Origin of the sequence: Paraburkholderia phymatum STM815 (assembly GCF_000020045.1) — a bacterium.
Taxonomy (GTDB): Bacteria; Pseudomonadota; Gammaproteobacteria; order Burkholderiales; family Burkholderiaceae; genus Paraburkholderia; species Paraburkholderia phymatum.
In genome coordinates, this window is sequence record NC_010623.1 from 2,436,019 (window position 1) to 2,460,172 (window position 24,154).

At 66.0% G+C, this 24,154-nt stretch carries 20 protein-coding genes; 13 read left to right on the forward strand and 7 right to left on the reverse strand.

Annotated features, from left to right (window positions below):
• Position 1: 1 nt before the first annotated feature.
• On the reverse strand, positions 2 to 292 hold the full coding sequence (locus BPHY_RS26535; RefSeq protein ID WP_012404543.1) for a hypothetical protein: 291 nt from the start codon (positions 290 to 292) through the stop codon (positions 2 to 4).
• 308 nt (positions 293 to 600) lie between these two features.
• On the opposite strand from BPHY_RS26535, the gene BPHY_RS26540 reads away from it, so the two are divergent.
• On the forward strand, positions 601 to 1,053 hold the full coding sequence (locus BPHY_RS26540; RefSeq protein WP_012404544.1) for a PA2169 family four-helix-bundle protein: 453 nt from the start codon (positions 601 to 603) through the stop codon (positions 1,051 to 1,053).
• 117 nt (positions 1,054 to 1,170) lie between these two features.
• Here BPHY_RS26540 and BPHY_RS26545 read toward each other — a convergent pair whose 3' ends face one another.
• The gene (locus BPHY_RS26545; RefSeq protein WP_012404545.1) at positions 1,171 to 1,509 is read right to left on the reverse strand and encodes a BON domain-containing protein; all 339 of its coding nucleotides are present in this window, start codon (positions 1,507 to 1,509) and stop codon (positions 1,171 to 1,173) included.
• A 432-nt stretch (positions 1,510 to 1,941) separates the two neighbouring features.
• Here BPHY_RS26545 and BPHY_RS26550 point away from each other — a divergent pair, with 432 nt between their 5' ends.
• On the forward strand, positions 1,942 to 3,414 hold the full coding sequence (locus tag BPHY_RS26550; protein ID WP_012404546.1) for an RNA polymerase factor sigma-54: 1,473 nt from the start codon (positions 1,942 to 1,944) through the stop codon (positions 3,412 to 3,414).
• Between the two features lie 92 nt (positions 3,415 to 3,506).
• Here BPHY_RS26550 and BPHY_RS26555 read toward each other — a convergent pair whose 3' ends face one another.
• Positions 3,507 to 4,682, reverse strand: coding sequence for a TIGR03118 family protein (locus BPHY_RS26555; protein ID WP_012404547.1), 1,176 nt, complete (start codon positions 4,680 to 4,682; stop codon positions 3,507 to 3,509).
• A 164-nt stretch (positions 4,683 to 4,846) separates the two neighbouring features.
• Here BPHY_RS26555 and BPHY_RS43340 point away from each other — a divergent pair, with 164 nt between their 5' ends.
• From BPHY_RS43340 to BPHY_RS26575, 5 genes are all read left to right on the forward strand, one after another.
• A complete protein-coding gene (locus BPHY_RS43340) occupies positions 4,847 to 5,101 on the forward strand; it encodes a hypothetical protein (RefSeq protein WP_012404548.1) in 255 nt (84 codons plus the stop codon).
• A 239-nt stretch (positions 5,102 to 5,340) separates the two neighbouring features.
• Positions 5,341 to 6,933 (forward strand): MFS transporter, encoded by a 1,593-nt coding sequence (locus BPHY_RS26560; RefSeq protein WP_012404549.1) that lies wholly within the window; start codon positions 5,341 to 5,343, stop codon positions 6,931 to 6,933.
• A gap of 69 nt (positions 6,934 to 7,002) precedes the next feature.
• Positions 7,003 to 8,718 carry a VRR-NUC domain-containing protein gene (locus tag BPHY_RS26565; protein WP_012404550.1) on the forward strand — a complete coding sequence of 572 codons (1,716 nt, stop codon included), beginning with the start codon at positions 7,003 to 7,005 and terminating at the stop codon, positions 8,716 to 8,718.
• Positions 8,715 to 10,985, forward strand: a complete 2,271-nt coding sequence (locus BPHY_RS26570; protein ID WP_012404551.1) for an ATP-dependent DNA helicase — start codon at positions 8,715 to 8,717, stop codon at positions 10,983 to 10,985. The genes BPHY_RS26565 and BPHY_RS26570 overlap by 4 nt, the downstream gene beginning before the upstream one ends.
• A gap of 139 nt (positions 10,986 to 11,124) precedes the next feature.
• Positions 11,125 to 11,613 carry an SRPBCC family protein gene (locus BPHY_RS26575; RefSeq protein WP_012404552.1) on the forward strand — a complete coding sequence of 163 codons (489 nt, stop codon included), beginning with the start codon at positions 11,125 to 11,127 and terminating at the stop codon, positions 11,611 to 11,613.
• A 26-nt stretch (positions 11,614 to 11,639) separates the two neighbouring features.
• On the opposite strand, the gene BPHY_RS26580 is transcribed toward BPHY_RS26575, so the two are convergent.
• The 4 genes from BPHY_RS26580 to BPHY_RS26595 all read right to left on the reverse strand — a co-directional run bounded on the left by BPHY_RS26580 (position 11,640) and on the right by BPHY_RS26595 (position 18,167).
• A complete protein-coding gene (locus BPHY_RS26580; protein WP_012404553.1) occupies positions 11,640 to 14,216 on the reverse strand; it encodes a mechanosensitive ion channel domain-containing protein in 2,577 nt (858 codons plus the stop codon).
• A gap of 202 nt (positions 14,217 to 14,418) precedes the next feature.
• Entirely contained in the window at positions 14,419 to 14,760 is a 342-nt protein-coding gene (locus BPHY_RS26585) for an NIPSNAP family protein (protein ID WP_012404554.1), read from the reverse strand.
• Between the two features lie 105 nt (positions 14,761 to 14,865).
• Positions 14,866 to 16,494: a DHA2 family efflux MFS transporter permease subunit gene (locus BPHY_RS26590; RefSeq protein ID WP_012404555.1), complete on the reverse strand. Its 1,629-nt coding sequence runs from the start codon at positions 16,492 to 16,494 to the stop codon at positions 14,866 to 14,868.
• A 164-nt stretch (positions 16,495 to 16,658) separates the two neighbouring features.
• On the reverse strand, positions 16,659 to 18,167 hold the full coding sequence (locus BPHY_RS26595) for a sigma-54 dependent transcriptional regulator (protein ID WP_012404556.1): 1,509 nt from the start codon (positions 18,165 to 18,167) through the stop codon (positions 16,659 to 16,661).
• Positions 18,168 to 19,182: 1,015 nt separating this feature from the next.
• Between BPHY_RS26595 and BPHY_RS26605 the strand changes: the two genes are divergently transcribed.
• The 6 genes from BPHY_RS26605 to BPHY_RS26630 all read left to right on the forward strand — a co-directional run bounded on the left by BPHY_RS26605 (position 19,183) and on the right by BPHY_RS26630 (position 24,127).
• Entirely contained in the window at positions 19,183 to 19,359 is a 177-nt protein-coding gene (locus tag BPHY_RS26605) for a Flp family type IVb pilin (RefSeq protein ID WP_012404558.1), read from the forward strand.
• 42 nt (positions 19,360 to 19,401) lie between these two features.
• On the forward strand, positions 19,402 to 19,578 hold the full coding sequence (locus BPHY_RS26610) for a Flp family type IVb pilin (RefSeq protein ID WP_012404559.1): 177 nt from the start codon (positions 19,402 to 19,404) through the stop codon (positions 19,576 to 19,578).
• An 89-nt stretch (positions 19,579 to 19,667) separates the two neighbouring features.
• Positions 19,668 to 20,204 carry an A24 family peptidase gene (locus BPHY_RS26615; protein ID WP_012404560.1) on the forward strand — a complete coding sequence of 179 codons (537 nt, stop codon included), beginning with the start codon at positions 19,668 to 19,670 and terminating at the stop codon, positions 20,202 to 20,204.
• A gap of 386 nt (positions 20,205 to 20,590) precedes the next feature.
• The gene (locus BPHY_RS26620; protein WP_012404561.1) at positions 20,591 to 21,040 is read left to right on the forward strand and encodes a hypothetical protein; all 450 of its coding nucleotides are present in this window, start codon (positions 20,591 to 20,593) and stop codon (positions 21,038 to 21,040) included.
• Positions 21,041 to 21,103: 63 nt separating this feature from the next.
• On the forward strand, positions 21,104 to 21,952 hold the full coding sequence (gene cpaB, locus BPHY_RS26625; RefSeq protein WP_012404562.1) for a Flp pilus assembly protein CpaB: 849 nt from the start codon (positions 21,104 to 21,106) through the stop codon (positions 21,950 to 21,952).
• Positions 21,953 to 22,024: 72 nt separating this feature from the next.
• Positions 22,025 to 24,127: a type II and III secretion system protein family protein gene (locus tag BPHY_RS26630; RefSeq protein WP_012404563.1), complete on the forward strand. Its 2,103-nt coding sequence runs from the start codon at positions 22,025 to 22,027 to the stop codon at positions 24,125 to 24,127.
• The last annotated feature ends 27 nt before the right edge of the window (positions 24,128 to 24,154 follow it).

Consider the following 24,154-nt stretch of genomic DNA (forward strand, 5'->3'; position numbering starts at 1 on the left):
ATCAAACCCAGAGCTTGCCCGCGTACGGCCTGTCGATGCGGTTGATCGGCCGATCGCCGCTGTCGATGGAGCGACCCTCGCCGGAACGACGCTCGCCGCGGGTTGTTGCGCACGCCGCCCGCAATAGGACGCCGTGCCCATCCTCGCATGATCGCGTGCCGCTGCTTTGCGCGGCGGTGTTTGTGTGCATGTCGGCCGGTGCAGAGGGCAACGTGCGCTCGCGGATTGGCGCGACGACGGCAGTCGTGACGATGGCCACGAACAGCAGGCATTCCGCGCTCCTGTTCTTCATGGTGTGCTCTCCCTTGTCGAAAGCTGGCCCGCACTCTGTTTTCTATCGCGCGGCAAACGCACGCTTCGCGCGGCGTGATCGGGTCCGGCACGCATGTGGAGCAACAAGCATGCCTTTGACGTCGTGGGCGGCGTCTTTCCCTGCATGGGCGCCTTGCGCGGCGGCGGCAACGCGGGAAGCAATGACGCGCGTCGTTGGCAAAGACGCCGCGACGCGCCTTTTGGCGGGTCACGCAGTGAATGGCTCGGGAGCGGGCATGATGAGTGCAAATTTCCCGGCATCTCAGTGCACGAACAAAGGAGCAACCTATGGCGACGAATGTCATTGCCGTGCTGAACGAGCTGATCGCAACATCGAAAGATGGCGAGCGCGGCTTCATGAAAGCGGCAGAGGAGGTGCGTCATGCGAGCATCAAGGAAGCGCTGCTCGAAAGCGCGGATCGCTGCACGCAAGGTGCGCGGGAACTGCAGGACGTCGTGCTGAAACTGGGCGGCAAGCCGGAGAGCGGCGGCAGCGTCGCGGGTGCGTTGCATCGCGGGTGGCTCGACGTGAAGGCGGCAGTGGGGAGCCGTGCTGACCATGCAGTCCTCGCGGACTGCGAAAAAGCGGAAGACGCGGCGAAGCAGCGTTTTCACGAGGCGCTCGACAAGGACTTGCCGGCAGATGTGCGTGCGGTGGTCGAGCGGCTGTATCACGGCGTCATGCAGAACCACGACCGCATTCGTGCCATGCGCGACCAGTACGCGGCAATGAAGGCCTGAGCGCGCGATTCACGCTTGCGCATGCGGCGCGAAGCAAAATAGAAGAAGGCCGCCCTCCTGCGAGGGCGGCCTTTTCGCTTGCAGATGGAGGCTCGCGAGAGGGCGAGCGTGCGCAGCTTATTCGGCTGAGACCTTCAGATGATTCTTGACGCCTTTCACGCCGGACACGTTTTGCACGACGTCCTGCGCTGCCGTCTTGTCTTCAGCCGAAGGCACCGAGCCGGACAGCCAGACGACGCCCTTGCGTGTCTTCACGTGAATGTGGGTGGACTTCACGTTCTTCGCGCCGAGCAGTTCGGCCTTGACCTTGGTGGTCACCGTGCTGTCGTCGATGTGCTGGCCGACGGATTCGGACGTCGCGGGCGGTGCGGATGCCGTCGTTTGCGCCGTCGCGTTCAATGCGAATGCCACACATGCGATGCTGCCTGCGGCCTTGAAGAACTGGATGGTTTTCATGGTTTTCTCCTTCTCGATGGATGACAAGGTTGCGGTCCTGTTGTCCGTCGCGTCGATCGCGGCTCGACGCCGCCGATGGCCCGACCAAAGACCACTGCCGCCGCGGTTCATCTGGTCCGTCGCCGACACGGGACGCGCCGCGCTTCGCATTGCTGGTCCCTCGCGGAGTCGCGTCCTTGCCGTGCTGACAGCAAGCCCTATGCCTGCGGCAGACGCCGGTTCAGTTGCGATTGGCTGTTGTTCGGGCGCTCGCACCGATGCAACGGAGCAGTCCGAAGTTCAGAGCGTTTGTAAAATGCGCGTGCCGGACGGGCACACGGCGTGCATCATGAATGGACAAAGGCGAATCAAAACAGGCAGTTGTGCAACCTGGTACGACAGTTGCGTGATAGTCCGCGTAGCTCTGTTGAATAAAACACAGGAAGAGTCTGTATGCCGCCTACAATCGAACTCCGTGCGAAGCAAACCTTCGCGCTCACACCGCGCCTGCAGCAGTCCGTGCGTCTGCTTCAACTGTCGTCGCTGGAGTTTCAGCAAGAACTGCGCAACGCACTCGACACCAATCCCTTCCTCGAATATGATCCGTCCGTTCCGGAAGACCTGTCAGCCGGCAAGACGGCTGACGGCACGGGCGCGGACGGCGAATCCCTGCCTGCCGCCGAGCGCGACAATGCGCTCGAAACCTCGCAGGCCGAACCGGCCGCGGAGAGCGTCGCCGCGTCGGACGATGGCGGCGACTATGCCGGCGACGCGTATGGCCGCGGGCCGTCGCGCTACAACGGCGATTCCGAAGCTGCCGATCCGACCGAATGGGCGCGCGCTCAGCCGACGTTGCATGAGCAGTTGCATGACGCGTTGCGACTCTACCGGCTCGACGATCGCGACCGCGAAGTCGCGCGACTCGTGATCGAAGCGCTCGACGACGACGGCTATCTGCGCCAGGATCTCGCCGATCTCACCGATATCGTCGATATCGAACCGGAACTGACTGAAGATGAACTGCTGGTGGCGCTGCGACTCGTGCAGACGCTGGACCGGCCGGGACTCGCCGCGCGCTCGCTGTCCGAATGCCTGTCGCTGCAACTGGACGCGTTGCCCGCCGATACACCGGGCCGCAACGTCGCGAAACAGGTGGTCGAACATCATCTCGACCGGCTCGCGCGCCGCGAACACGCGGAGTTGCAGAAGCAGATCGGCTGCGACGCGGAAGAATTGCGCGTGGCCTGCGCGCTCGTACGCAAGCTCGATCCGAAGCCGGGCAACTCATACGGCCGCGCCGACGACAATTACATCGTCCCCGATGTGATCGTGCGCAGTGTGCGCAACAAGTGGGTCGTCACAGTCAACCCTGCCGTGCTGCCGCGTGCGCGTATTCATCGCATGTATGCAGAGTTGTTCGCGCAATCGGCGGGCGCGAGCCGTTCGCCACTCGCGCAGCAGTTGCAGGAAGCGCGCTGGCTGATCCGCAACGCCCAACAGCGCTTCGAGACGATCCAGCGCGTGGCCGAGTGCATCGTCGCGCATCAGAAGCCGTTCTTCCAGTACGGCGAGATTGCGCTGAAGCCGCTCGTGTTACGCGATGTCGCCGAAGAACTCGGCCTGCACGAATCGACGATCTCGCGTGCGACGGGGAACAAGTACATGGCCACGCCGCGCGGCATCTTCGAGTTCAAGCATTTCTTCCCGCGCGAACTCGGCACGGAAAGCGGCGGAACCTGCTCGGCCGCCGCGGTGCGCGCGCTCCTGAAGGAAATGATCGCAGCCGAGAACACCCGCGACCCGCTCTCCGATGTCGCGCTCGCGAAGATGCTTGCCGACCAGGGCGTGCTTGTCGCGCGACGCACGGTCGCGAAGTATCGCCATCTGATGAAGGTGCCGCCTGCGGAGTTGCGCCGCCAGGTGTGACGGGCCGCCTTGCGTAATGACAGAAATGGCCGCCGATGGCGGCCATTCTGCTTTTGACTGCGCGGTCGGGATGCGCAATATGTCGACACCGGCTACATGCCGATGCTCGTCCCGCCCCCCGAACTCGTTCCGGAACTGCTGCCTGAGCTCGCGCTCGGGCTGGAAGCCGTATTCAGATCGATTCTTCCGTACACGCCATCCGCTTCGTCGTTCGGTCCCGCCGCGAAAAACAGCGTATTCGAAGGCTGATTGCTCAGGTTGTTGCCGAATGCGATGCCCCACAAACCCTTTTCGACGATCGCGTTGCCGTTCGAACCTTTGAGCGGTCCCATCGACTTGCCGCTCGACGAATCGAACGCGTTGATCGTGCCATCGCCGAAATTGCCGATCAGAATGGCGCCGCTCAGCGTGCCGAAGTTCGCGGGCGCCTGCGCGATGCCCCACGGCGCATTCAGCGCTCCACCCGTCGCGAAGTGCTGCTTCAGATTGCCCGCCGTGTCGAAGACGTCGACCATGCCGAGTCCTGCGCCCGCGACATCGTCATGCTTGTCCGCGTCCTGCATCGCGTAGCTCACGAACAGATTCGAGCCGATCAGCGCGATGCCGAACGGCGCGAAGCCGGCGGGTATCGCAGGATCCTTGAAACCGCCCGGCATCGCGACCTTCGTGAAGCTGCTGTCGAATACGTCGATCTTGTTGTTGTGGAAGTCGGTGGCGTAGAGGAAGTTGCTGCCGTTGTTCGCGGCGAGTGCGAGACCTTTATACACGGCGCCGCCCGTGCCGTCGTCGTGCATCGTGAACGCGTTGGTGGGTCCGACGGCGGGCGCCCACGCGGCGATCGTGCCGCCTTCACCCGCGAAAATGAACGCCGCGACGCCCGATTTGCCGTTCTGCGTGACGGAGAAGCTTTGCGTGCCGTTAAAAACGATGCCTGTCGGTGCAGCATCACCGTTCGTACCCGCCGGTATCGTGACGACCAGCGATTGCGGCGCGCCGTTGCCGTCATAGAGCGTCGCGAGATTGGTCCCGTTGTCGGCGACCCACACGAAGCCTTTCGGATTGAATGCGACACCCCATCCGTTCTTCAGGTTCGGATCGGTGTGAGGCGCGGACACGGCGCCATCCGACACGAGTGCCTTCGCCGTGAACGACGAGAGCGTGGTTGTCGTTCCCGCGTTGTTCGACCCGGAACCGCCACCGCATGAAACGAGCGTCGCCAGAGCCGCGCCACAGGCTGCGATGCCGAATACCTCGAATAGGGACTTCATGACCGCACTCCTTGCTTTATCAAAGGTCGTGACGGTCATGAAAACGAGCGGCGCTCCCGCTTTATTCCTCTAAAACGCGGGCTATTTTCTTCGCGTTGCACGCCCGTCGCGCGCAACGAAGCACAGGGGGAAATATTCCGTTCTTCTGACTAAACGAGCCGGCTATGCATTCGCCGTTATCCGAGAAGACGCGGCACGCGCCCGAACTGGATACCCGCCGCGACCTGCGGCACCTACGTGTCCTGATCGAGCGCGGCGTCGCCGAACAGACCCGCCTTCAGGCCGCTCGTGTCCATGTTGAACCTGAAGCCCGAAGCGGGTCCGCATTGCGCGGCGACGTCGCGCGTATCGAATACCTGGGCGGCAATCGACAACTCGGCGAATACCCGTATTGGCAGATACGGTCGGACAACGGCTGAACAAGCGGTAGCGCGCTGTTTTGCATGCGATTATCGGTCGCCTTCGGGAATTTTTTTCAGGCCACGTCGATTCACTCGTCAATCGCCCTCAATGGCGATGCGAAGGTTTGCGTCGTGAGATGCGGGCGTTGCGCCGCGTCCGGCTTGCTATTTTCAAACGCAGGAACCACTCTCGTTAGAGTGATGTGCCTGGATGCTGGTCCGCTGCACGCGCGGACGCCCTTACGGTGGAGCACGCCATGAAGTCCGCTATCGCCGCTCACGATCCTGGCCGCCAATTGTTGCCGTTTCGCGAGTCGCTGCTCGCGATGCTCGGCATCGCCTTCGTGACGATGCTGGTCGCGCTCGACCAGACGATCGTCGGCACGGCGCTGCCGCGCATTGTCGCCGATCTGAAAGGCTTCGACTTCTATGCGTGGGTCGCCACCTCGTACATGCTCGCGTCCGTCATCACCATCCCGATCTTCGGGCGGCTAGGGGATCTGTTCGGGCGCAAGCCGTTTCTGATCGCGGCCGTCGTGCTGTTCACGTTCGCGTCGGTGCTGTGCGGCCTCGCGTCGAACATGCTGTTTCTGATCGCCGCGCGTGGCTTGCAGGGGATCGGCGGCGGCATCCTGATCGGCACCGTGTTCGCAACGGTCGCGGATCTGTTCCCCGATCCGAAGCTGCGGCTTCGCTGGCTCGTGTTCGTCACGTCATCGTTCGGCCTCGCGAACGTCGTCGGGCCGACGCTCGGCGGCATGCTCACGCAGATGCAGGGCTGGCGGCTCGTGTTCTTCGTGAACGTGCCCATTGGCATCGTGTCGCTGATCTTTGTTCTGATGTTTGTGCCGAAGCTGCGCCATATGAAGCCGAGCGGCCCGATCCAGCTCGACTGGCTCGGCGCGTTCGTCGTCGCCGTCACGTTCGGCGCGCTGCAACTGCTGATCGAACTGCTGCCGAGAGAAGGCATCAGCGGCACGACGGCGCTGCTGTTCGCCGTCACCGCCGTCTGCGGCCTGACGTTGTACTTCTGGGAAAAACGCATGGGCTATCCCGTCGTGCCCGTCGACGTGCTGCTCGACCGCAAGCTGGTGGCACTGTTTGCGATGTCGGTGCTAGGCGGTTTCGCGCTCTTTTCGATGGTGTTCTACGTGCCGCTGCTTTTCCAGGGCGGCTATGCGATGTCGCCACACGAGTCCGGCATGCTGATCACGCCGCTGCTGCTCGGCACGACGGTCGGCAGCGTGTTGAACAACCGCATCGTTACGCGCGTTCGGCGCGCGAATGGGCTGATGCATATCGGCTTTGCGCTGTTCGTGGCCGGCTGTCTGCCGCTCGTCACGCTCAAGGGCCATGAGCCGCACATTGTGTGGATGGCGTGCATGGGATTGAGCGGACTCGGGCTCGGGCTCGTCGCAACCAACCTGACCATCTGTTCGCAGCAGATTGTCGCCCGCGATCACATCGGCGCAGTGACGGCACTGCTGCAATCGCTGCGGATTTTCGGCGGCATGCTCGGCACTGCGATCACGGGCGCGCTGCTCGGGCATCTGTACACGCAGGGCGTGAACCGCTCGCTCGACTCGTATCAGGCGACGCAATGGCTCAAGTCGTTCGCGAGTCCTGAACTGCTGGTCGATCGCGATGAGCAGTCGGCGCTGATCGAACATCTCGTGGCGGCGGGCCATTCCAGCGATCCGATGATGCATATGGCGCGCGAAGCGCTGATCGCGTCGATTCACATCGGGCTCGCGGTCGCCGCGCTCGCCGCGTTGATCGGGCTGTGCCTCGCGTGGTTCGTGCCTGCCGTGCAGGTCACGTATGCGCAGACGGAAGCGCGCAACGCATGACGCGGCCGGCGGCCCGCTGCGTTTGCTATGATGGCTGTATAAATATACAGTTCTCAGTGTCCGACAGCCGTGCCGACCGACGCCCCCAATCCGTTTTATTACCTGTCGAATTTCGAGCGCGCGCTCGCGTGGATCGCCGAGCGTTACGCCGATCTGCTGAGCGACGGCGAGCAGGCTTTTCTCGCTGCATTTCTGCGCGACAACACGCGTCTGCCGCAAGTCTCGCGTGCGCTGCTCGTGCGTATGCTGATGCGCAAGGGCGCGCTGTTTCGCACGGGGCGGCTCGCGTATGCGGAAATCGGCTGTCCCGTGCAGGCGGCGGCGCCGCTCGCCGCGCTCGGCTGGGTCGATGCCGATGCCGACGTGTCGCTCGACGAGCTGTTCGGGCTCGCGACGCGTCCCGAGCTTCAGCGCGCGTTTGCGGCAACGCCCGCGACCAGGGGCTTGCGCAAGGCCGAATGGCTCGAAGCGTTGCGTGCAGCGGATCCTGCGCATGCGCGGCCGAAACGTTATCGCGAGTGGGTTGCCGCAACCGGCGAAGCCGCGTTGCGCGTGCTCGTCGCGCCCGTGTGCGAGCGCTTTCGCCTGATGTTCTTCGGCAATCTGCATCAGGACTGGTCCGAGTTCGTGCTCGCCGATCTGGGCGTGTTCCAGTACGAGCGCGTCGCATTCGAGTCGTCGTCGCGGGCATTTCAGCAGCGCGAGGACGTCGATTGCTATCTGGCGCTGCATGCATGCCGCGAGGCGCTCGAACTGTACGGCGACGAAGCCTTCGAGCCGCTGCTGGCAGCCGTCGATGCCATCGATACCCGGCACAACGCGTGGCTCGCATTGCGCCGCGCGAAGCTGCTGTTCGCGATCGGACATCATGCGGAGCGGCGGCGCGACTGGGACGCCGCGCTACGCGTCTATGAGCGCTGTGCATGGCCGGGCGCGCGGCATCGGCGTATGCGCGTGCTGGAGCGCGCCGGCCGCGACGAGGCCGCGCTCGCGTTGGCGCTTGAGGCGTCGGCCGCTCCCGAAAGCGAAGAGGAGCAGCAGCGTCTCGGGCGCATCGTGCCGCGCCTGCAACGTCGGCTGGGTCTTGCCGTGCGCGAGTCCGCGAGCGCGCGTGCGGTACAGCGCGGCATGCTCGAACTGACGCGTCCGCGGGAGCCCGTCGCCGTCGAGTATGCGGTGCGCGACCATCTGTCGACGGAAGACGCGCCCGTGCATTACGTCGAAAACGCGCTGATCAATTCCCTGTTCGGCCTGCTGTGCTGGGAGCCCGTGTTCGCGGCCGTGCCGGGCGCGTTCTTTCACCCCTTCCAGCGCGGTCCCGCCGATCTGCACGCTCCCGACTTTCGCGCACGCCGCGCCGCGCAGTTCGACGCATGCCTCGCGCAACTGGAGAGCGGCGCGTATCGCGCAACGATCCTGCGCCACTTCGAAACGAAAGCCGGGCTGCAGTCGCCGTTCGTGTTCTGGGGCGCACTCACGCCGGACCTGCTGGCGCTTGCACTCGATTGCCTGCCCGCCGCGCATCTGAAACGATGGTTCGAGCGGCTGCTCGTCGATATTCGCGCAAACCGTTCGGGCTTGCCCGACCTGATCCGCTTCTGGCCGCGCGAGCGGCGCTATGAACTGATCGAAGTAAAAGGACCGGGCGATCGTCTGCAGGATAACCAGATCCGCTGGCTTGCGTACTGCGTGCAGCACGACATGCCTGTGCGTGTGCTCGACGTTCGCTGGACAGAGAACGTGGACGGCGCGCCCGTCGGCGAAGCCGACGCGGAGGCCGCATGACGTATGTCGTCGCGGTGCGCACGCTGTGCGAGTTCACCGCGCGGCGCGGCGATCTCGATCTGCGCTTCACGCCCGCGCCTTCGGCGCTGGAAGGCATCGCCGGGCATCAAGCCGTGGCCGCGCGGCGCGCGTCGGGCTACGAGGCGGAAATCACGTTGACGGGCGCGCATCGCGGGCTGACCGTGCGCGGCCGCGCCGACGGCTACGACGCGGCGCTCAACCGGCTCGAAGAGATCAAGACGCATCGCGGCGACCTTGAACGGATGCCCGGGAACCATCGCGCACTGCATTGGGCGCAGGCGCGCGTGTACGGTCATCTGCTGTGCGAGACGCGCGGCCTCGACGCATTGACGGTCGCGCTCGTGTACTTCGATATCGGCGACCAGAAGGAAACGGTGCTGACGGAACAGCATACGGCGGCCTCGTTGCGCGCGTTCTTCGAGGATCAATGCGAGCGCTTCGTTGCCTGGGCGGCGCACGAAGAAGCGCATCGCAACGCGCGCAATGCCGCGCTCAACGCGTTGCGCTTTCCGTACGGCGAATTTCGCAGCGGACAGCGCGAACTCTCGGTGGCCGCGTTCCGTGCCGCGCGCGACGGCCGCTGTCTGATGGCGCAGGCGCCGACGGGTATCGGCAAGACGCTCGGCACGATTTTTCCGCTGCTCAAGGCGTGCGGCGCGGATCATCTGGACCGCGTGTTCTTTCTGACGGCCAAGACGCCGGGCCGCGCGCTCGCGCTCGACGCGATCGAATCGCTGCATCGAAGCGAAGCCGCGCTGCCGGTGCGCACGCTCGAACTGGTCGCGCGCGACAAGGCCTGCGAGCATCCCGACGCATCCTGCGACGGCGAATCGTGTCCGCTCGCGCGGGGCTTCTACGACCGCTTGCCCGCCGCGCGCGACAGGGCCTTGCAGGCGCGCACGCTCGACCGGGCGGCCGTGCGCGAAGCGGCGCTCGCGCACGGCGTCTGTCCGTACTATCTCGCGCAGGAGATGGCGCGCTGGTGCGACGTCGTGATCGGCGATTACAACTACTACTTCGACAGCAGCGCGATGCTGTATGCGCTCACGCAGCTGAATGGCTGGCGCGTGGCCGTGCTCGCCGACGAAGCACACAATCTTCCCGATCGCGCGCGCCGCATGTATAGCGCGACGCTCGATCAAGCCGCGTTTCGCGGCGCGCGTCATAGCGCGCCCGCTACATTGAAGAAGCCGTTCGACCGTTTGAACCGCGAATGGAATGCATTGAACCGCGAGCGCAACGTGGCATATGAAGTGCTGCCGGATGTGCCTGCGAAGCTGCAGTCGGCGGTGCAGAATCTGATTGCAGCGATTGGCGACCACCTTGCGCAAGCGCCGCAAGCCGTAGACGAAAGCGCACTGCGTTTCTATTTCGATGCGCTGCATTTCATGTCGCTCGTCGAGCAGTTCGGCGGTCACTCGATCGTCGACGTGTCGCTCGATTCGCATTCGGGTTTGGCGCGCGCGAAGCCCGCGACATCGATCTGCGTGCGCAACGTGATACCCGCGCCGTTCCTCAAGCCGCGCTACGCGGCCGCGCGCGCGACGATTATCTTTTCGGGCACGCTCAGTCCGCAGCACTTCTATCGCGACATGCTCGGTCTGCCCGACGATACGGGCTGGCTCGACGTTGAAGGGCCGTTCAGGGCGGAGCAGCTGCAAGTGCGTGTCGCACATCGCGTGTCGACGCGCTGGCGCGACCGCGAGCGTTCGCTCGAACCGATCGTCGATCTGATCGCACAGCAATACGCCGAGCGTCCCGGCAATTATCTCGGCTTTCTGAGCAGCTTCGACTATTTGCAGCGCGTGGCCGATTCGATGCGCGAGCGGCATCCACACGTGCCCATCTGGACCCAGGCGCCGCGCATGGACGAAACGGCGCGCGACGCATTCCTTGCGCGCTTCGCAGCGGACGGTGCGGGTGTCGGCTTCGCCGTGCTGGGCGGCGCGTTTTCCGAAGGCATCGATCTCGTCGGCGAACGGCTGATCGGCGCGTTCATCGCGACACTCGGCTTGCCGCAGATGAACGAGGTCAACGAACAGATGCGCCGCACGTTCGATGAGCAGTTCGGCAACGGGTACGACTACGCGTATCTGTATCCGGGCATGCAGAAAGTCGTGCAGGCCGCGGGGCGCGTGATCCGCACCGAACACGATGCGGGCGTCGTGCATCTGATCGACGACCGCTATACGCGCGCCGATGTCAGGCGGCTGTTGCCGCGCTGGTGGAAGGTGGCTCGCGCGTGAGGTTCGCGTCGGCGTAGGGGAGTCGAACCCGTGAAGCGGTGCGTCTCCCACAACGTTTGGCGTAAGCGAGCCCCAAAAACTATAAAGGTGTAAGCGGCTTCCTCGCGTGCCGCGCCGGCACAAGAACGGGAGACCCGCCGTGCACCCGAGCGAATACCGCTTCACGACGATCTGGCGCGTCGACGCGCCGTTGCAGGCCGTGTGGGACGCGATCCACGATCCCGCCCGCTGGCCGCAATGGTGGTCGTGCGTCGAGCGCGTGATCGAAGTGGAGCCTGGTGCGAGCGACGGCGTCGGCGCGTTGCATCGCTACACCTGGAAAGGGCGCTTGCCGTACCGCGTCGCGTTCGATATGCGCGTGACGCGCATCGAGCCGCTGGCGGTGCTGGAAGGGCAAGCGTGCGGCGATGTCGAGGGCACGGGGCGCTGGCAGTTCTCGACGCGCGGCGACGTGACGGTGGTGCGCTACGAATGGCGCGTGCGCACGAAGCGCGGCTGGATGAACTTCGTTGCGCCGCTCGCGCGCCCGTTCTTCAAATGGAACCACGATTACGTGATGCAGCGGGGCGGCGAAGCGCTCGCCGGTCTGCTCGATGCGCGGCTGCTGGGCATCGAGCACTCGTCATGACGATGGCGGCAAGTCTGCTTCCATGCTCAATGCCGCGCCGACTTCGACGAGGGCTGCTCCGCTTGCGCGCCTTCCCGCCTATCCGCCGGACGCGGCGGCCCTTCGAGTTCGTCGTCGTTCGAGTTCGAGGCCGAGCCGCTGCCAGCCGCGCCCGACGAAACCAGCAGGCTGCGCTGCGGATTCGCGATCTCGATGCCCTTCGCGCGGAACGTGTCGAAGATGCGCCGGTTGAATTCGCGCTGCACGCCCCAACGCGCGGTGTCGCGGCACTGCATCTGGCCCGCGAGCGTGACCGACGCGCCATCGACGGCATCGACGCCCCAGAAGCTGAAGTCCGACAGGATGCCGCTCTTGAACTGCTCGTCCTCGCGCAGCGCCGCGCCGATTTCCTTCAGCGTGGCGATCGCGAGATCGACGTCCTCGCCATACGCAATGCTGACCCTGACGGCGGCATTGCCGAGTCCGCGGTTCGTGTTGTTCACGGTCGAAACGGAACTGAACGGCACGGTGAATAGCGAGCCGTCGCCGCCGCGCAGGCGCACGGTGCGGATCGACAGATATTCGACCGTGCCCGAGACGCCTGCGAGGGTCACCCAGTCGCCGACCTGCATCGCGTTTTCCATCAGCAGGAAGATGCCCGTGATGAAGTCCTGGACGAGCTTTTGCGAGCCGAAGCCGAGCGCGACGCCGAAGATGCTCGCGCTCGCGAGCAGCGGTGCCGTGTTCACGCCGAGTTCGCTCAGGCCCGTCAGCACGACCACCAGCGCGATCACGACGAACAGCGCCGTGCGCAGCATCGGCACCAGCGTGCGCAGGCGCGCGGCGCGCACCAGGTCGCCGCTCTTTGTCCATTGCGCGAGGCGCTTTTCGACCGAGACGTTCGCGACTTCCCAGACCACCAGCGCAATCACGGCCGCCACGCAGATCGTGACGACGGCCGACGTCAACCGGTGGCCGATCGCGCCGGGCCGGAAGAACTGCCACACGTCGAAGCCCCATACCTGCAGCAGTACGAGCGCGCAGGCGACCACCAGGAGCGTCGAGACGACGCGCCGGATCAGCGGATAGTAGCGATACGCATGCTGATGGACCAGTGAGCGCTTGTCGTCGCTTTCTTCGGCGCGGAACAGCCGGCCAAGCGCGCCGAACAGCACGATCGACACGACCCGCGCGGCCACCAGCACGGCGAGCGATACGCCACCAAGATGCAGCAGCGTGCGGTAGCCGTTATGCACGTCGAGCGCCCACACGAACCACAGCGCCATCACGACGAACACGGCCACCCACGCCCACAAGTCGATCAGGCCGTGCGCGAGGACCGTCACCGGCCGCTGGGCGCCGCCCGACGTATCGCCTGTGCGCTCGCGCAGCAGCGCCGAGATCGGCGCGCGGCACTGCAGGATCATGATCGACACCATCACGTGACCGACCAGCGCGAGCAGCTTGACGAGCGGCGGATGCGCCGCGTCGCTCAGGCCGAGCGCGGTGGCGATCTCGATCAGCGCGCCGCCCACGCCGATCACGCTGACCACGCGGATCACCCAGCGCTGCATGAAGAGCGCCCAGCTATCGGGCAGGCGCAGCAGGCGCAGGCCGGGCGCGTCCGGTTGCAGGAAAAAGCCCGCGGCGATCACGATCGCACGGCAGATCACGTACAGGTCGATCATACTGTTCAGCGCCGCGTCCTGAATCGTGCCGTCATCGGTGAAGAACGACATCAGCGCGCTCGCAGCGGCGATGAACACGACCAGCGGCAGCATCCGCACGATCAGTTGCAGCGCCGCACTCGGCAGACGCTGAAGCGTGGTCCAGTGATGCTGCGCCTGACGCTTGCTGCGCGCTTCTTTTTGCCCGTCGTCGGCCTTGTCTGACTTCGACGTGCGGGCGCCGGACTGGCCCGACGACGAGGCAGGCGGCGTCGACATCGACGCTGCCGGCTGTGCCGGGACTGCGGCAGTCGTATCGGCCTGGACGGCGGCGCCTGAAGCCGCATCGGCAGCCGCTTCACGCGCCTTGTCGCGTGCCTCGCGCGCTTCGCGGCGCGCGATGATCGCGGCGCGCGCGCGGCGCAGCAGACGCCGCGCCAGCCATTCGAGCGCAATGGCTGGCAGCAGCGTGCCGACCAGCACGAGCAGCACGCCGAACACCTTCGCGCGCGCGTGTGCATCGGAGAGCTGCACGGTCCACCAGTAGCGTGCCGACGACGTATCGAGCAGCACTGCGATCGAGTGCCTGACCGTCATGCCGCCCGCCTTGAGCCAGTGCGCGCCCTGGCGCACCAGTTGCGACGCGAGCCCGTTCGACTTGAGCGCGGCGACCATGCTGGCGCCCGACGCGCCATCCGTCGCGGCCGCCGCCGAGGCGCCCGAGGCGGGCGCGGGCGGCGTCGCGAGCACGCCAGCGGCGGCGATCGCGTTGAGTGTGTCTTCGATCTGCGCGCGCTTTTTAGGGTCGTTCAGCACTTGCAGCGCCTGGCGGGCCTGTTCAGGCGTCAGCGTGACGGTGGTGGCGGACGCGCCCGACGCACTGGTCGTGGCCGTCACGGCGGAGAAGGCGGGCGCGCAGAACAGCGCGAGCAGACAGATCAGGAGGAGTTTGCGCATGTAGGGGCGGTGGGCGGCGGCGATGCGCGTGCGGCTTGACGCGATGCGGCGCGGGGAGCCACCACGATTCGACTGAAAATAAAGCGACCCCTGCAACGCGCGATAAGTTCCGCAAAGGGCGCAATCCGTCCATCCATCGCGTATCGCCGCCGTGCGATGCCCGCGTTGTCGTGCGGATGCAATGGCGGGCGCCGTTGCCGCGTCAGTCGCGAACGGCGTGAGCAGGCCGGCCGAGCGTCCCGTCGACGACCTCCGTGAACGTTCGTTCTTCGCGCAAGATGAAACGTTTCGCCTGCGCCATGCGGAAGTTTTCGACCGACGCAGGATCGGTGCGCAGCCGGGCGCGATACGCTTCGTAGGCCGCGAGGCTGTCGAATGCAATCAGGCCCCACGCGATGTCGCTGGTCCCTTCATGCGGCAGGAAATAGCCGAGCAGATGGCCGCCGCAGCGGGGAATGATGTCCGCCCAGTTCTGCGCGTATTCCGTGAATGCGTCGCGCTGGAACGGATCGATCTGGTAGCGGATGAAGCAGGTGATCGTCATGGCGGGCTTCCTTCGTTGTCGTTGAATGCATGACGGTCAGTATCCGCGACGCGGCGCATGCAATGTTTCAGGCTGGCGCGAAGTATCGATGCATGGCGTTCGTCGCTAGCGCGACCCGCCAGGCATACGGCGTTGCCCGCGTATCGTCGCGGCCGCGCAGGCGGCGCCCAGCAATGCGCATAGCGCCGACACCAGGGCGACGGCGCGCAGGCCCACGTCGATCGCATCGGACTGCGCGTCGACGATCGCGGCGGGCACGGCATGGGCGCCTTCCATCGTGTCCGGCGCGAGCAACTGGCCTGCGCGATGCAGATCGGTTGGAATATGCAACTGTGCGAGCCGCGCGGACAGCGCCGCGTCGTGCGACCAGACGAAAACGATGCCGAGCACGGCGATGGCCAGCAGGCTCGCGATCCGCGCCACGGCGTTGTTGATGCCGGACGCGACGCCCGTGCGCGCGGCGGCCACGGACGTCATGACCGTGGTCGTCAGCGGCGCGACCGTGATCGTCATGCCGAGGCCGAGCACGGCGAGCGCGGGAAAGTAGCTGGTCCAGTAGCGCACCCGGTCCATGTCGAGCCAGCCAGGCAGCGCGAGCAGCGCGAAGCCGGCTGCCGCGATCACGGGCCCCGCCGTCAGCAGCACGCGCGGGCCGTAGCGCGCGGCGAGGCCGCCCGTGAAGCGCGACAGCACGCCGAGCACGACGGGCACGGGCAAGAGCGCCGCGCCTGCCTGCGTCGCCGTATAGCCGTGCGCGCGGATCAGCGTGAACGGCAGGAAGAACAGCGCGCCGCCAAGCCCGAAATACAGCAGCAGCGTGACGAGGTTCGCGCCGCTGAAATCTCGCGAATGAAACACATCGAGCGGCATCATCGGATCGGCGCTGCGCGCCTCGATCGCGATGAACGCGGCGCACAACGCAAGCCCGCACGCGATTGCGCCGAGCACGATTTCATCGTCGAAGCCGTGCGACGACGCGAGCGTGAGGCCGTAGGTCAGCGCGCCGAGCCCCAATGCCGCCGTCAGCGCGCCCGCCCAGTCGAGCCGCTGCGTAGCACGCGCATCGCGGCTGTTCGGCACGGACGGCAGCGCCAGCGCGATCGTGAGCAGCGCGATGGGCACGTTGAGATAGAAGATCGCGCGCCACGACAACGCATCGACGAGCCAGCCGCCCGCGACAGGCCCGAGCGCCGACGTGATCGCGCCGAAACCGGCCCAGGTGCCGATTGCGCGGCCGCGCTCGCGCTCGTCGAACACCGCGCCGATGATCGCGAGACTGCTCGGCACCAGCAGCGCAGCGCCCGCGCCCTGTGCAGCGCGCGCTGCGATCAGCGCGCCGGATTCGGGCGCGAGCCCGCATGCCGCCGATGCCGCCGTGAACAGCACGATGCCCGCGACGAACACCGTGCGCCGGCCGAGCTTGTCGCCCATCGCGCCGCCGACGAGCACCAGCGACCCGAGCAGCAGCAGATACGCGTTGACGACCCACTGCATCGCCGCGACGCTGGCACCCAGTTCGCTCTGGATGGACGGGAGCGCGACATTGACGACGGAGCCGTCGATGAACGCCATGCTGGAGCCGAGGATCGTCGCGGCAAGGGCGAGCCGCTTGTGGCGGCACGCAAGCCCGTCTGCCGCGTGCGCGCGGATCGCGAGATCGTCGCAGGGACTGGCCTGGGCGGGGAAAGCGTGCGGCGTGTGGTGCGTGCCGTCGAGAGAAGCGCGGTCGGACATGAGCGGCGTCGGCTCCATTGCAGTGCGTTTGACAATGCAATGGACACATTACGCGCGCAGCCGTTCAGCGTGGTGCTGAACGGCTGCGTGTCCGCAATACGCTCAGGAAGCGTCCAACGAAGAAGCGCTCATGCAAAGGAAGCGCAAAAAGGAAGCGCAAAAACTCAGTCGGCCGATACGGCCGCTACGGCGTGCGCCCGGGGCGAGCCCGCCTGTTCGTCTTCCCGATTGCCCGCGCCGGACGCCCCGTCGGCACCGTCCGCGACACCGTCCGTGCGGCCATCGCTGCCCGCGCGCCGCGCCGGACGCAGCGGGTTCGCGTCGGGATTCATCCTGTTCGCGTTCATCAGCCGGTACAACGTCGCGCGCGACACGCCGAGGTCGGCCGCTGCGCCCGACAGGTTGTGCCCGTGCCTTCGCAGTGCGTCTTCGATCGCTTCGATTTCCGCGGCCGTGCGGATTTCGGCGAGCGTGCGCGTGCGCGCGTTCGACACTTGCGGCAAGCCGAGATCCCCTTCCGTGATGAAGCGGCCCTCCGCCATGACGACGGCGCGCCGCACGCAATTGATCAGCTCGCGCACGTTGCCTGGCCAGTCGTAATTCGACAGCGCGACCACCGCGCTGCTGGAGAAGCCGCGAATCTTGTGCGTGCCGTCCTGGCGATACATGCTGAGCGCATAGTCGGCGAGCAGGCGGATGTCATTGCCGCGCTCGCGCAGAGGCGGTTCGTCGAGCCTCAGCACGCATAGCCGGTGATACAGGTCCGCGCGGAAACGTCCGTCCTTCACGGCGGCTTCGAGATTCACGTGCGTCGCCGAAATCACGCGCACGTCCACCTTGATGGGCGTATTACCGCCAAGGCGCTCGATGGTCCCTTCCTGCAGGAAGCGCAGCAGCACGGCCTGGCATTCGTGCGGCATGTCGCCGATTTCGTCGAGGAACAGCGTGCCGCCATTCGCATGTTCGATCCGCCCGATCTTGCGTTGCAGTGCGCCCGTGAAGGCGCCGCGCTCATGGCCGAACAGTTCGGCCTGCAACAGCGTGGGCGGGATCGCCGCGCAATTGATCGCGACGAACGCCTGCTGCGCGCGCGTCGAGCCGTCGTGCACGGCACGCGCGGTCAGTTCCTTGCCCGTGCCCGATTCGCCCGCAATGAACACGGGCGCATCCGTCTGCGCGCATTTTTCGATCCGCCGATACAGCTTTTGCATCGGCTCGCAATGGCCGACCATGCCGTGTGCGCCGAGCGACGGCTGCGGCCGGAAGCTCGCGCGCCGCAGGTTGGACAGCCCGTGCGCGTGGCCGAGCGCGAAGATCAGCCGGTCGTTCAGGCAGGGGGCGGTGACGAAGTCGAAGCAGTAGTCGAGGATGAAGCGGCTAGTGAGCTCGTCGTTGGCGTGGCCGGGCGCGATCTGCGCGATCCAGTTCGCTTCGCCGTGACGCATGCAGGCCTCGAACGCCGATAGCTGCTGCTGCGTCACGTCGTCGGGCAGCGCGATGAGGCCGACCTTGATGTCGCCGCGATCGAGCAGCTTCTCCGCCGCCGCCGTGGTTCTGGCGTGCACGACATGCCATCCGGCATCGGCGAGGAAGGCCGCGAGTGCTTCGTCGGGCAGCGATGCCACACAAAGCACGGCGCGGTCCGAAGCGCCCGTTGTACAAGTGGAATTCATGTTACCCCCGGTTGGACGTTGCCCTTGCGCATCGTTCTCTGATGCCTCACGGCCAGTAATCCCTGTACTACGGCAAAACAGTTGGTCTATTGAGGGTTCGGCGAGTCGAACCTGAGTCGTTTTCTTTTTTTTTCTACATGCGGGTCATGCGCGCCGCAATGTCGTATGGCTCTTGCCGTGCGCCCATTTTGACAGGACGAATTTATCGTCGCACGAATCGCGAGGTGAAAACAACGATAAATGAAAGGTTAGGGCCTTTGTATAAGCGTAAATCTGGATGCGGACGCACGCTTCGGGCAATTTATACCGATGCTTAAAACACCCTTCGTGCGCGCCGCGTCGCGCGGCGCGGCGCCGCCTTACTGCCTGATCGCCATGTGTCGCAAGGCTGAGCCGGCTTTTCCGGGGAACGGCCGCCCGCGTCTCAACTGTGCGACACATTTGACAATCGGCCGGCCGCGCGCCGCGCACGCAATCGGCATCCGGTAGTTCCGACCGAAAGCCTGCTTGCATGGGCATCTCCAGACGGGCGCGGCGGTTTCGCGTCCGCGTGGAAGCGCTTGCGGGGGCCGGCGAACAGGGTCTTGTTGCATCGAATGGACGTTACGCGTTCGCAACATCGCCGGCTGCGCGGCGCCGCAAAACGCCGCCTTCGCGAAGCCGGATCACGGCGCGACAAGGGTTTGCGCCCGCATGGCACACCCGTTGCGATATAGCCGTCAGACGAAACGCTGCAGCCGGAAAGCAAGACTCGAGAAAGTCTCCGGCAGCGGCACAGCACTTCGCAGTCGCGGCCGGGGATTGCCGATGCGACTGTGGGGGCGGCGGAGCCAAGGGGGCGGACGTCGGCAGAAAGTGGCGCGAATGGTTCGTACGACGTACGGCCATTCGCGACCATGACGACTCCACCCGTGGCGCAAGCCCGACGTACCCCGTCCAGCCGGGCGGGTTTGAAGGCCGACGGGCACGGGGCGCGGCGGCCAGGTGACATCTCACTCTCTACGGGGGAAACATCATGAAGAACGCAATCAAGCAGTTCCTGCGCGAAGAAGACGGCGTGTCGGCGATCGAATACGGCCTGCTGGCCGGCTTGATCTCGGTGGCCATCATTACGACGGTCGGCCTGATCGGCACCAATCTGAACACAGTCTTCTCGACGATTCAGACGAAGCTGGCTGCCGTGAAGCCCTGATCGGCGACCGCACCGCTAAACCGCACATTACCGGAGGAAACGATGAAGAACGCGATCCAACAGTTTCTAGGCGAAGAAGACGGCGTGTCGGCGATCGAATACGGCCTGCTGGCGGGGCTGATCGCCGTGGCCATCATCACGACGGTCGGGCTCGTCGGAGGCAGTCTGAACTCGGTGTTCAACACGATCCAGACGAAGCTGGCGGCGATCACGGGCTGAACGCCGACATCGACCGTCGCCCTGGCTCGTGTTCGTTGGCAGGGCGGCGACTTTTCCACTCGTTTTCGGTTTACCCAACGGAGCTTTCGATGAACGGCGTGCCTTTTCCGGTTGGCCCCTGCGTGCTGGCGCTGGTCGCGATCGCGGCCATCTACGACCTTCACGCACGGCGCATTCCGAACTGGCTGGTCGTCATCGGGCTGGGCGTGGGGCTGGCCGTTCAAGCTGCGCTGCATGGCATGGCGAGCGGAATGTCGTTGTGGGTCGTGGGCGCGCTGACGGGCGGCGCGATGCTCATGCCTGGCTATCTGTTGCGGATGCTGGGTGCGGGCGACGTGAAGCTGATGGCGGCTGTCGGATGTTTCTGCGGCGGTGCGGGTGCGTTCCAGGCGGCGCTGGCCGTTTGCGCGGTTGGCGGCGTCTGGGCACTCGTCGAACTGCTGCGCCACGGGCAAATGCGCGCCGGGTTGCAGAACATGACAGCGGCGCTGACCGATGTGTGGATGCCTTCGGGCGGGACGCCGCACGCGGGGAGCACGCGAACCAGACGGCCGACGGCGGGCTCCTTGCCGTACGGAGTGGCCATTGCAGTCGGCACGATGCTCGCGCTGTTTGCGAGCGTGTGACGCTGGAACGGAACAAGGCGGCACGGCAGGACAGAAGAAAAACGGAACCGGGCGGGGACGCTGTAACGGGGAGCAGCAACGAGGGGCAGCAACGGCGCGAGCTGGCGAATCAGGGCAGGACAACAAGAAAGGCAAGCGCGCGATCAGGCAGACAGCATCGGGCGAACGGCGGACACCAGGTGAAGACAGCCGTCGCTCGAGACGAGGAAACACGCAGTACGGAACGCAGCCGCAGTGAAGAAACGCGGTGAAGAAACGCGGTGAAGAAAGATAGCAGCGAGCCTTCGCAGAAAGGCCCGAAGCAAAGTCAGGAACAGGGCGTGGACGCGGGGTCGTCCACCTGGAAAGCGCCTTCGAGGGAAGGCCGGCCAGATACGGGGGTAGTCATGAAGACAAAAGATTCAGGCCGCAAGACGGCCAACGCACGGGGAAGCCGTTCCGCGCCGGCGGATAACGGCGGCGGCGCAAACCAGGCGGGCAACGCCCGCCCGCCGCGCCGCACGGCGGGCGCGTCCACCGCGTACACGACGAACTACGTGGACGCGGCGCCGCAACTGCGCCGCACGGCGAACCCAGCGATCCATCTGCACCAGCGCACGCTGCTCACGCCCGCGGGACGCCGCCAACGCGAACACACGATGCTCGCGCTCATCGACGTACTGCTGGTCGCGCGATGGGTAGCAAAGCGCGAAGCGCAACGCCGCGCGCTGGCCGCCGCGCACCGGCAGGCCGCACCGCTGGCGCTCGCGCCTTCGCGCGCGGCGCTGGAGCACGACGATGACGCGTCCGGCCCGCAGTATCGCGATCCCTACGGCGACCGCGATCTGACGGACTGACCCGCGCAATTCCGTAACACGATCCCAAGCGCCGTCGCCGACGGCGAGAGTCAGGAGAACGACATGAAGAACGCTCGCGCGTTGGTGATGTTGCTCGTCGCGACGGCGGCCGGTCTTGCCGCCGTGGTGTTCGCGGCGCGCTGGATGGTACAGCAGACGTCGACATCGACGACCAAGGTGGTGATCGCGTCGGCCGACATGAGCCTCGGTCAGCGCGTTTCGCCCGAGATGCTGAAGGTGTCCGACTGGCCCGCCGGCAGCGTGCCGCCCGGCACCTTCAACGATGTGAAGAAGCTCGAAGGCCGTGTGCTGAAGGCGAGCCTGTCGCGCGGCGAGCCCGTGCTCGAGGCGAAGCTTTCGCCCGTCGGCACGCTGGGCGGCCTGTCGGCCGTCATCAACGAAGGCAAGCGTGCGATCACGGTGCGCGTGAACGATGTGATCGGCGTCGCAGGCTTTGCGCTGCCGGGCAACTACGTCGACATTCTGGTCAACACCGAAAAGGAAAACGCCAGCCGGGAAGGCGCCGGCGCGTCGGGACGCGATCAGAACATCTCGAAGATCGTGCTCGAAAAGATCCTCGTGCTCGCCGTGGCCCAGGAAGCGGGACGCGACGAAACCAAGCCAAAGGTCGTCGATGCCGTGACGCTCGAAGTCACGCCCGAACAGGCCGAGAAGATCGATCTCGCGCGCAGCATCGGTTCGCTGTCGCTCGTGCTGCGCAATCAGGTCGACCCGCAGGACACGTCGACGGCGGGCGCGACCAAGGCCACGCTGCTGAAGATTCCCGTCGCCGCGCCGCCCGCCGCACCCGCCCCCGCGCCGAAGCCGGTGGTGCGCAAAGTCGTTGCGCGGGCGCCGTCGAACTGCGTGAGCGTGATCGACGGATCGCAGACCAGACAGGAATGTTTTTGAGCAGAACGAACAGAGACGCGAAAGCGCAAGCCGTGTCGAGACCAGACGACGGCGCCAATACGGGGGTAGGACATGAACGCGAGAGATAGCCAGCGCGCGCAGGCAAGCTGTGGGCGCGACACGAAGCAAGCCGCGCGGCCGACGCGCATCGGCACGCAAGCCGCACCGTTTGCGCACCGCGCGCATCTGATACAGGCGAGCGTCTGCGCATTGATGGGCGCCTGCCTGTGGGCAATGCCCGCCGCGCAGGCCGCGAGCCAGGAGGCCGCGGGTCAGGCGCCGCTGCCGATGACCATGGCGTCGAATGGCGGCGCCGTGCATCTGACGATCGGCATGAGCGGCGCGGCGCCCGCAGCTGCCGCGGGCGTGGCGCAGGGCGTCAAGGGCCCGAACTGCACGGGCGCGATTGCCGATCATCAGACGGTGACGATTCCCATCGGCAAATCGACGATGGTCAACGTGCGCGAGTCGGTGAAGACGCGCACCGTCGGCAATCCGTCCATCGTGCAGGCAATGCTCGTGTCGCCGCAAACGCTCTATCTGCTCGGCACCGATGTCGGCACGACCAACATGATCGTGCAGGGCCGCAGCGGCTCGTGCACGGTCATCGACGTCGCGGTGGGCGCCGATCCCGGCGGCCTGCAGCAGACGCTCGCCGTGCTGATGCCGGAGGAGTCGGGCGTGCAGGTCAAGGCGGCCGCCGACACGCTCGTGCTGACGGGGACGGTGTCCGACTCGGTGAAGGCAGAGCGCATCGTCGAGCTGGCGCGCGCCTATGTGGCGCGCCAGGCGGCGCCCGTCCCCGTTGCCGCGCCCGCCAATGCGGGCGGCGCGCAGGGCGGCGCGATGATTCCCGCAGTGCTTAAGCCGGCGGGCGCATCGGGCAACGGCAACAACGAGCGCATCGTCAACATGATGCACGTGGCCGCGCCGCAGCAGGTGATGCTCGAAGTGAAAGTGGCCGAAGTGTCGAAGACGCTGATCGACCAGCTCGGCATGGCCGCGAACATTCAGGGCGGCACGGGCAGCTGGAGCTTCGGACTGCTGGCCGATTTCCTGTCGGGCGGCATGGGTGCGCTGCTCGGCTCGAAGGCGAACAACAAGCCGCTCAACTTCGCGATCGACGCGCAGAAGACCGACCAGCTCGTCAAGGTGCTTGCCGAGCCGACCCTGATGGCGATCAGCGGCCAGGAAGCGAGTTTCCTCGCGGGCGGGAGGGTGTTCATTCCCGTGCCGCAAAGCAACGGCGCGGCGGGCTCGACGATCATCCTGCAGGAAGAGACATTCGGCGTTGGGCTGACCTTCACGCCGACCGTGCTCGACAACGGCCGCATCAATCTCAAGGTGTCGCCCGAAGTGTCGGAGCTGTCGCCGACAGGCGTCGCCGTCACGGCGGGCACGGTCAGCACGACGGCCGTGCTGCCCCTCATCACCACGCGCCGCGCGTCGACCACGCTGCAGGTGTACGACGGCCAGAGCTTCGCGATCGGCGGTCTGATGAAGAGCAACGTGACGGGCACGCTGAAGGGCCTGCCGGGACTCGGCGAAGTGCCCGTGCTCGGCGCGCTGTTCCGCAGCACGAACTTCCAGGAGGACAAGACCGAACTTGTGTTCGTGGTGACGCCGCGCCTCGCGAAGCCGCTGCCGCAGAACTACCCGCTGCCGACCGACCACTTCGGCAAGGTCACGGAAGCCGGCGTGTTCTTCACGGGCAACATGGAAGGCAAGAAGCCGCAGGCGCCCGCCGAAGCCGTGCCGCCGTCGACGGGCGCCGCCGTGCCCGCCAATGCGATCCCGTCGCCGATGCCCGTCAGGGGCGGCCCGATCGCGACGACGGGATCGGCTGCGCCTGTGGTGCTGACACCCGTCATCACGTCGCAAGGCACGACGGCGCCGACGCCCTTGCCCGCGCCCGAGCGCACGCAGCCGGTGTCGGACGCGATCCGCGCACCCGCCACGCCGCGTGCGCCCGATAACGGCAATGGCAACGTCGGCGACGGTTCGTCGCCCATCACACGCGTCGAGCCTCCGGACGTGCATACGGCAGCCGTGCCGACCGCGAGCGTGACTGCGCAGCCGCTGCCCGCAGTGGCCACGACAGCCGCTGCAACGCCCGCCGCGCAGCCTGCCACGCAGCAAGCCCACGAAAGCGGCGACAGCGCCCGCACCCAATAAGCGCGACGCGCATCCGACGAACCCTGG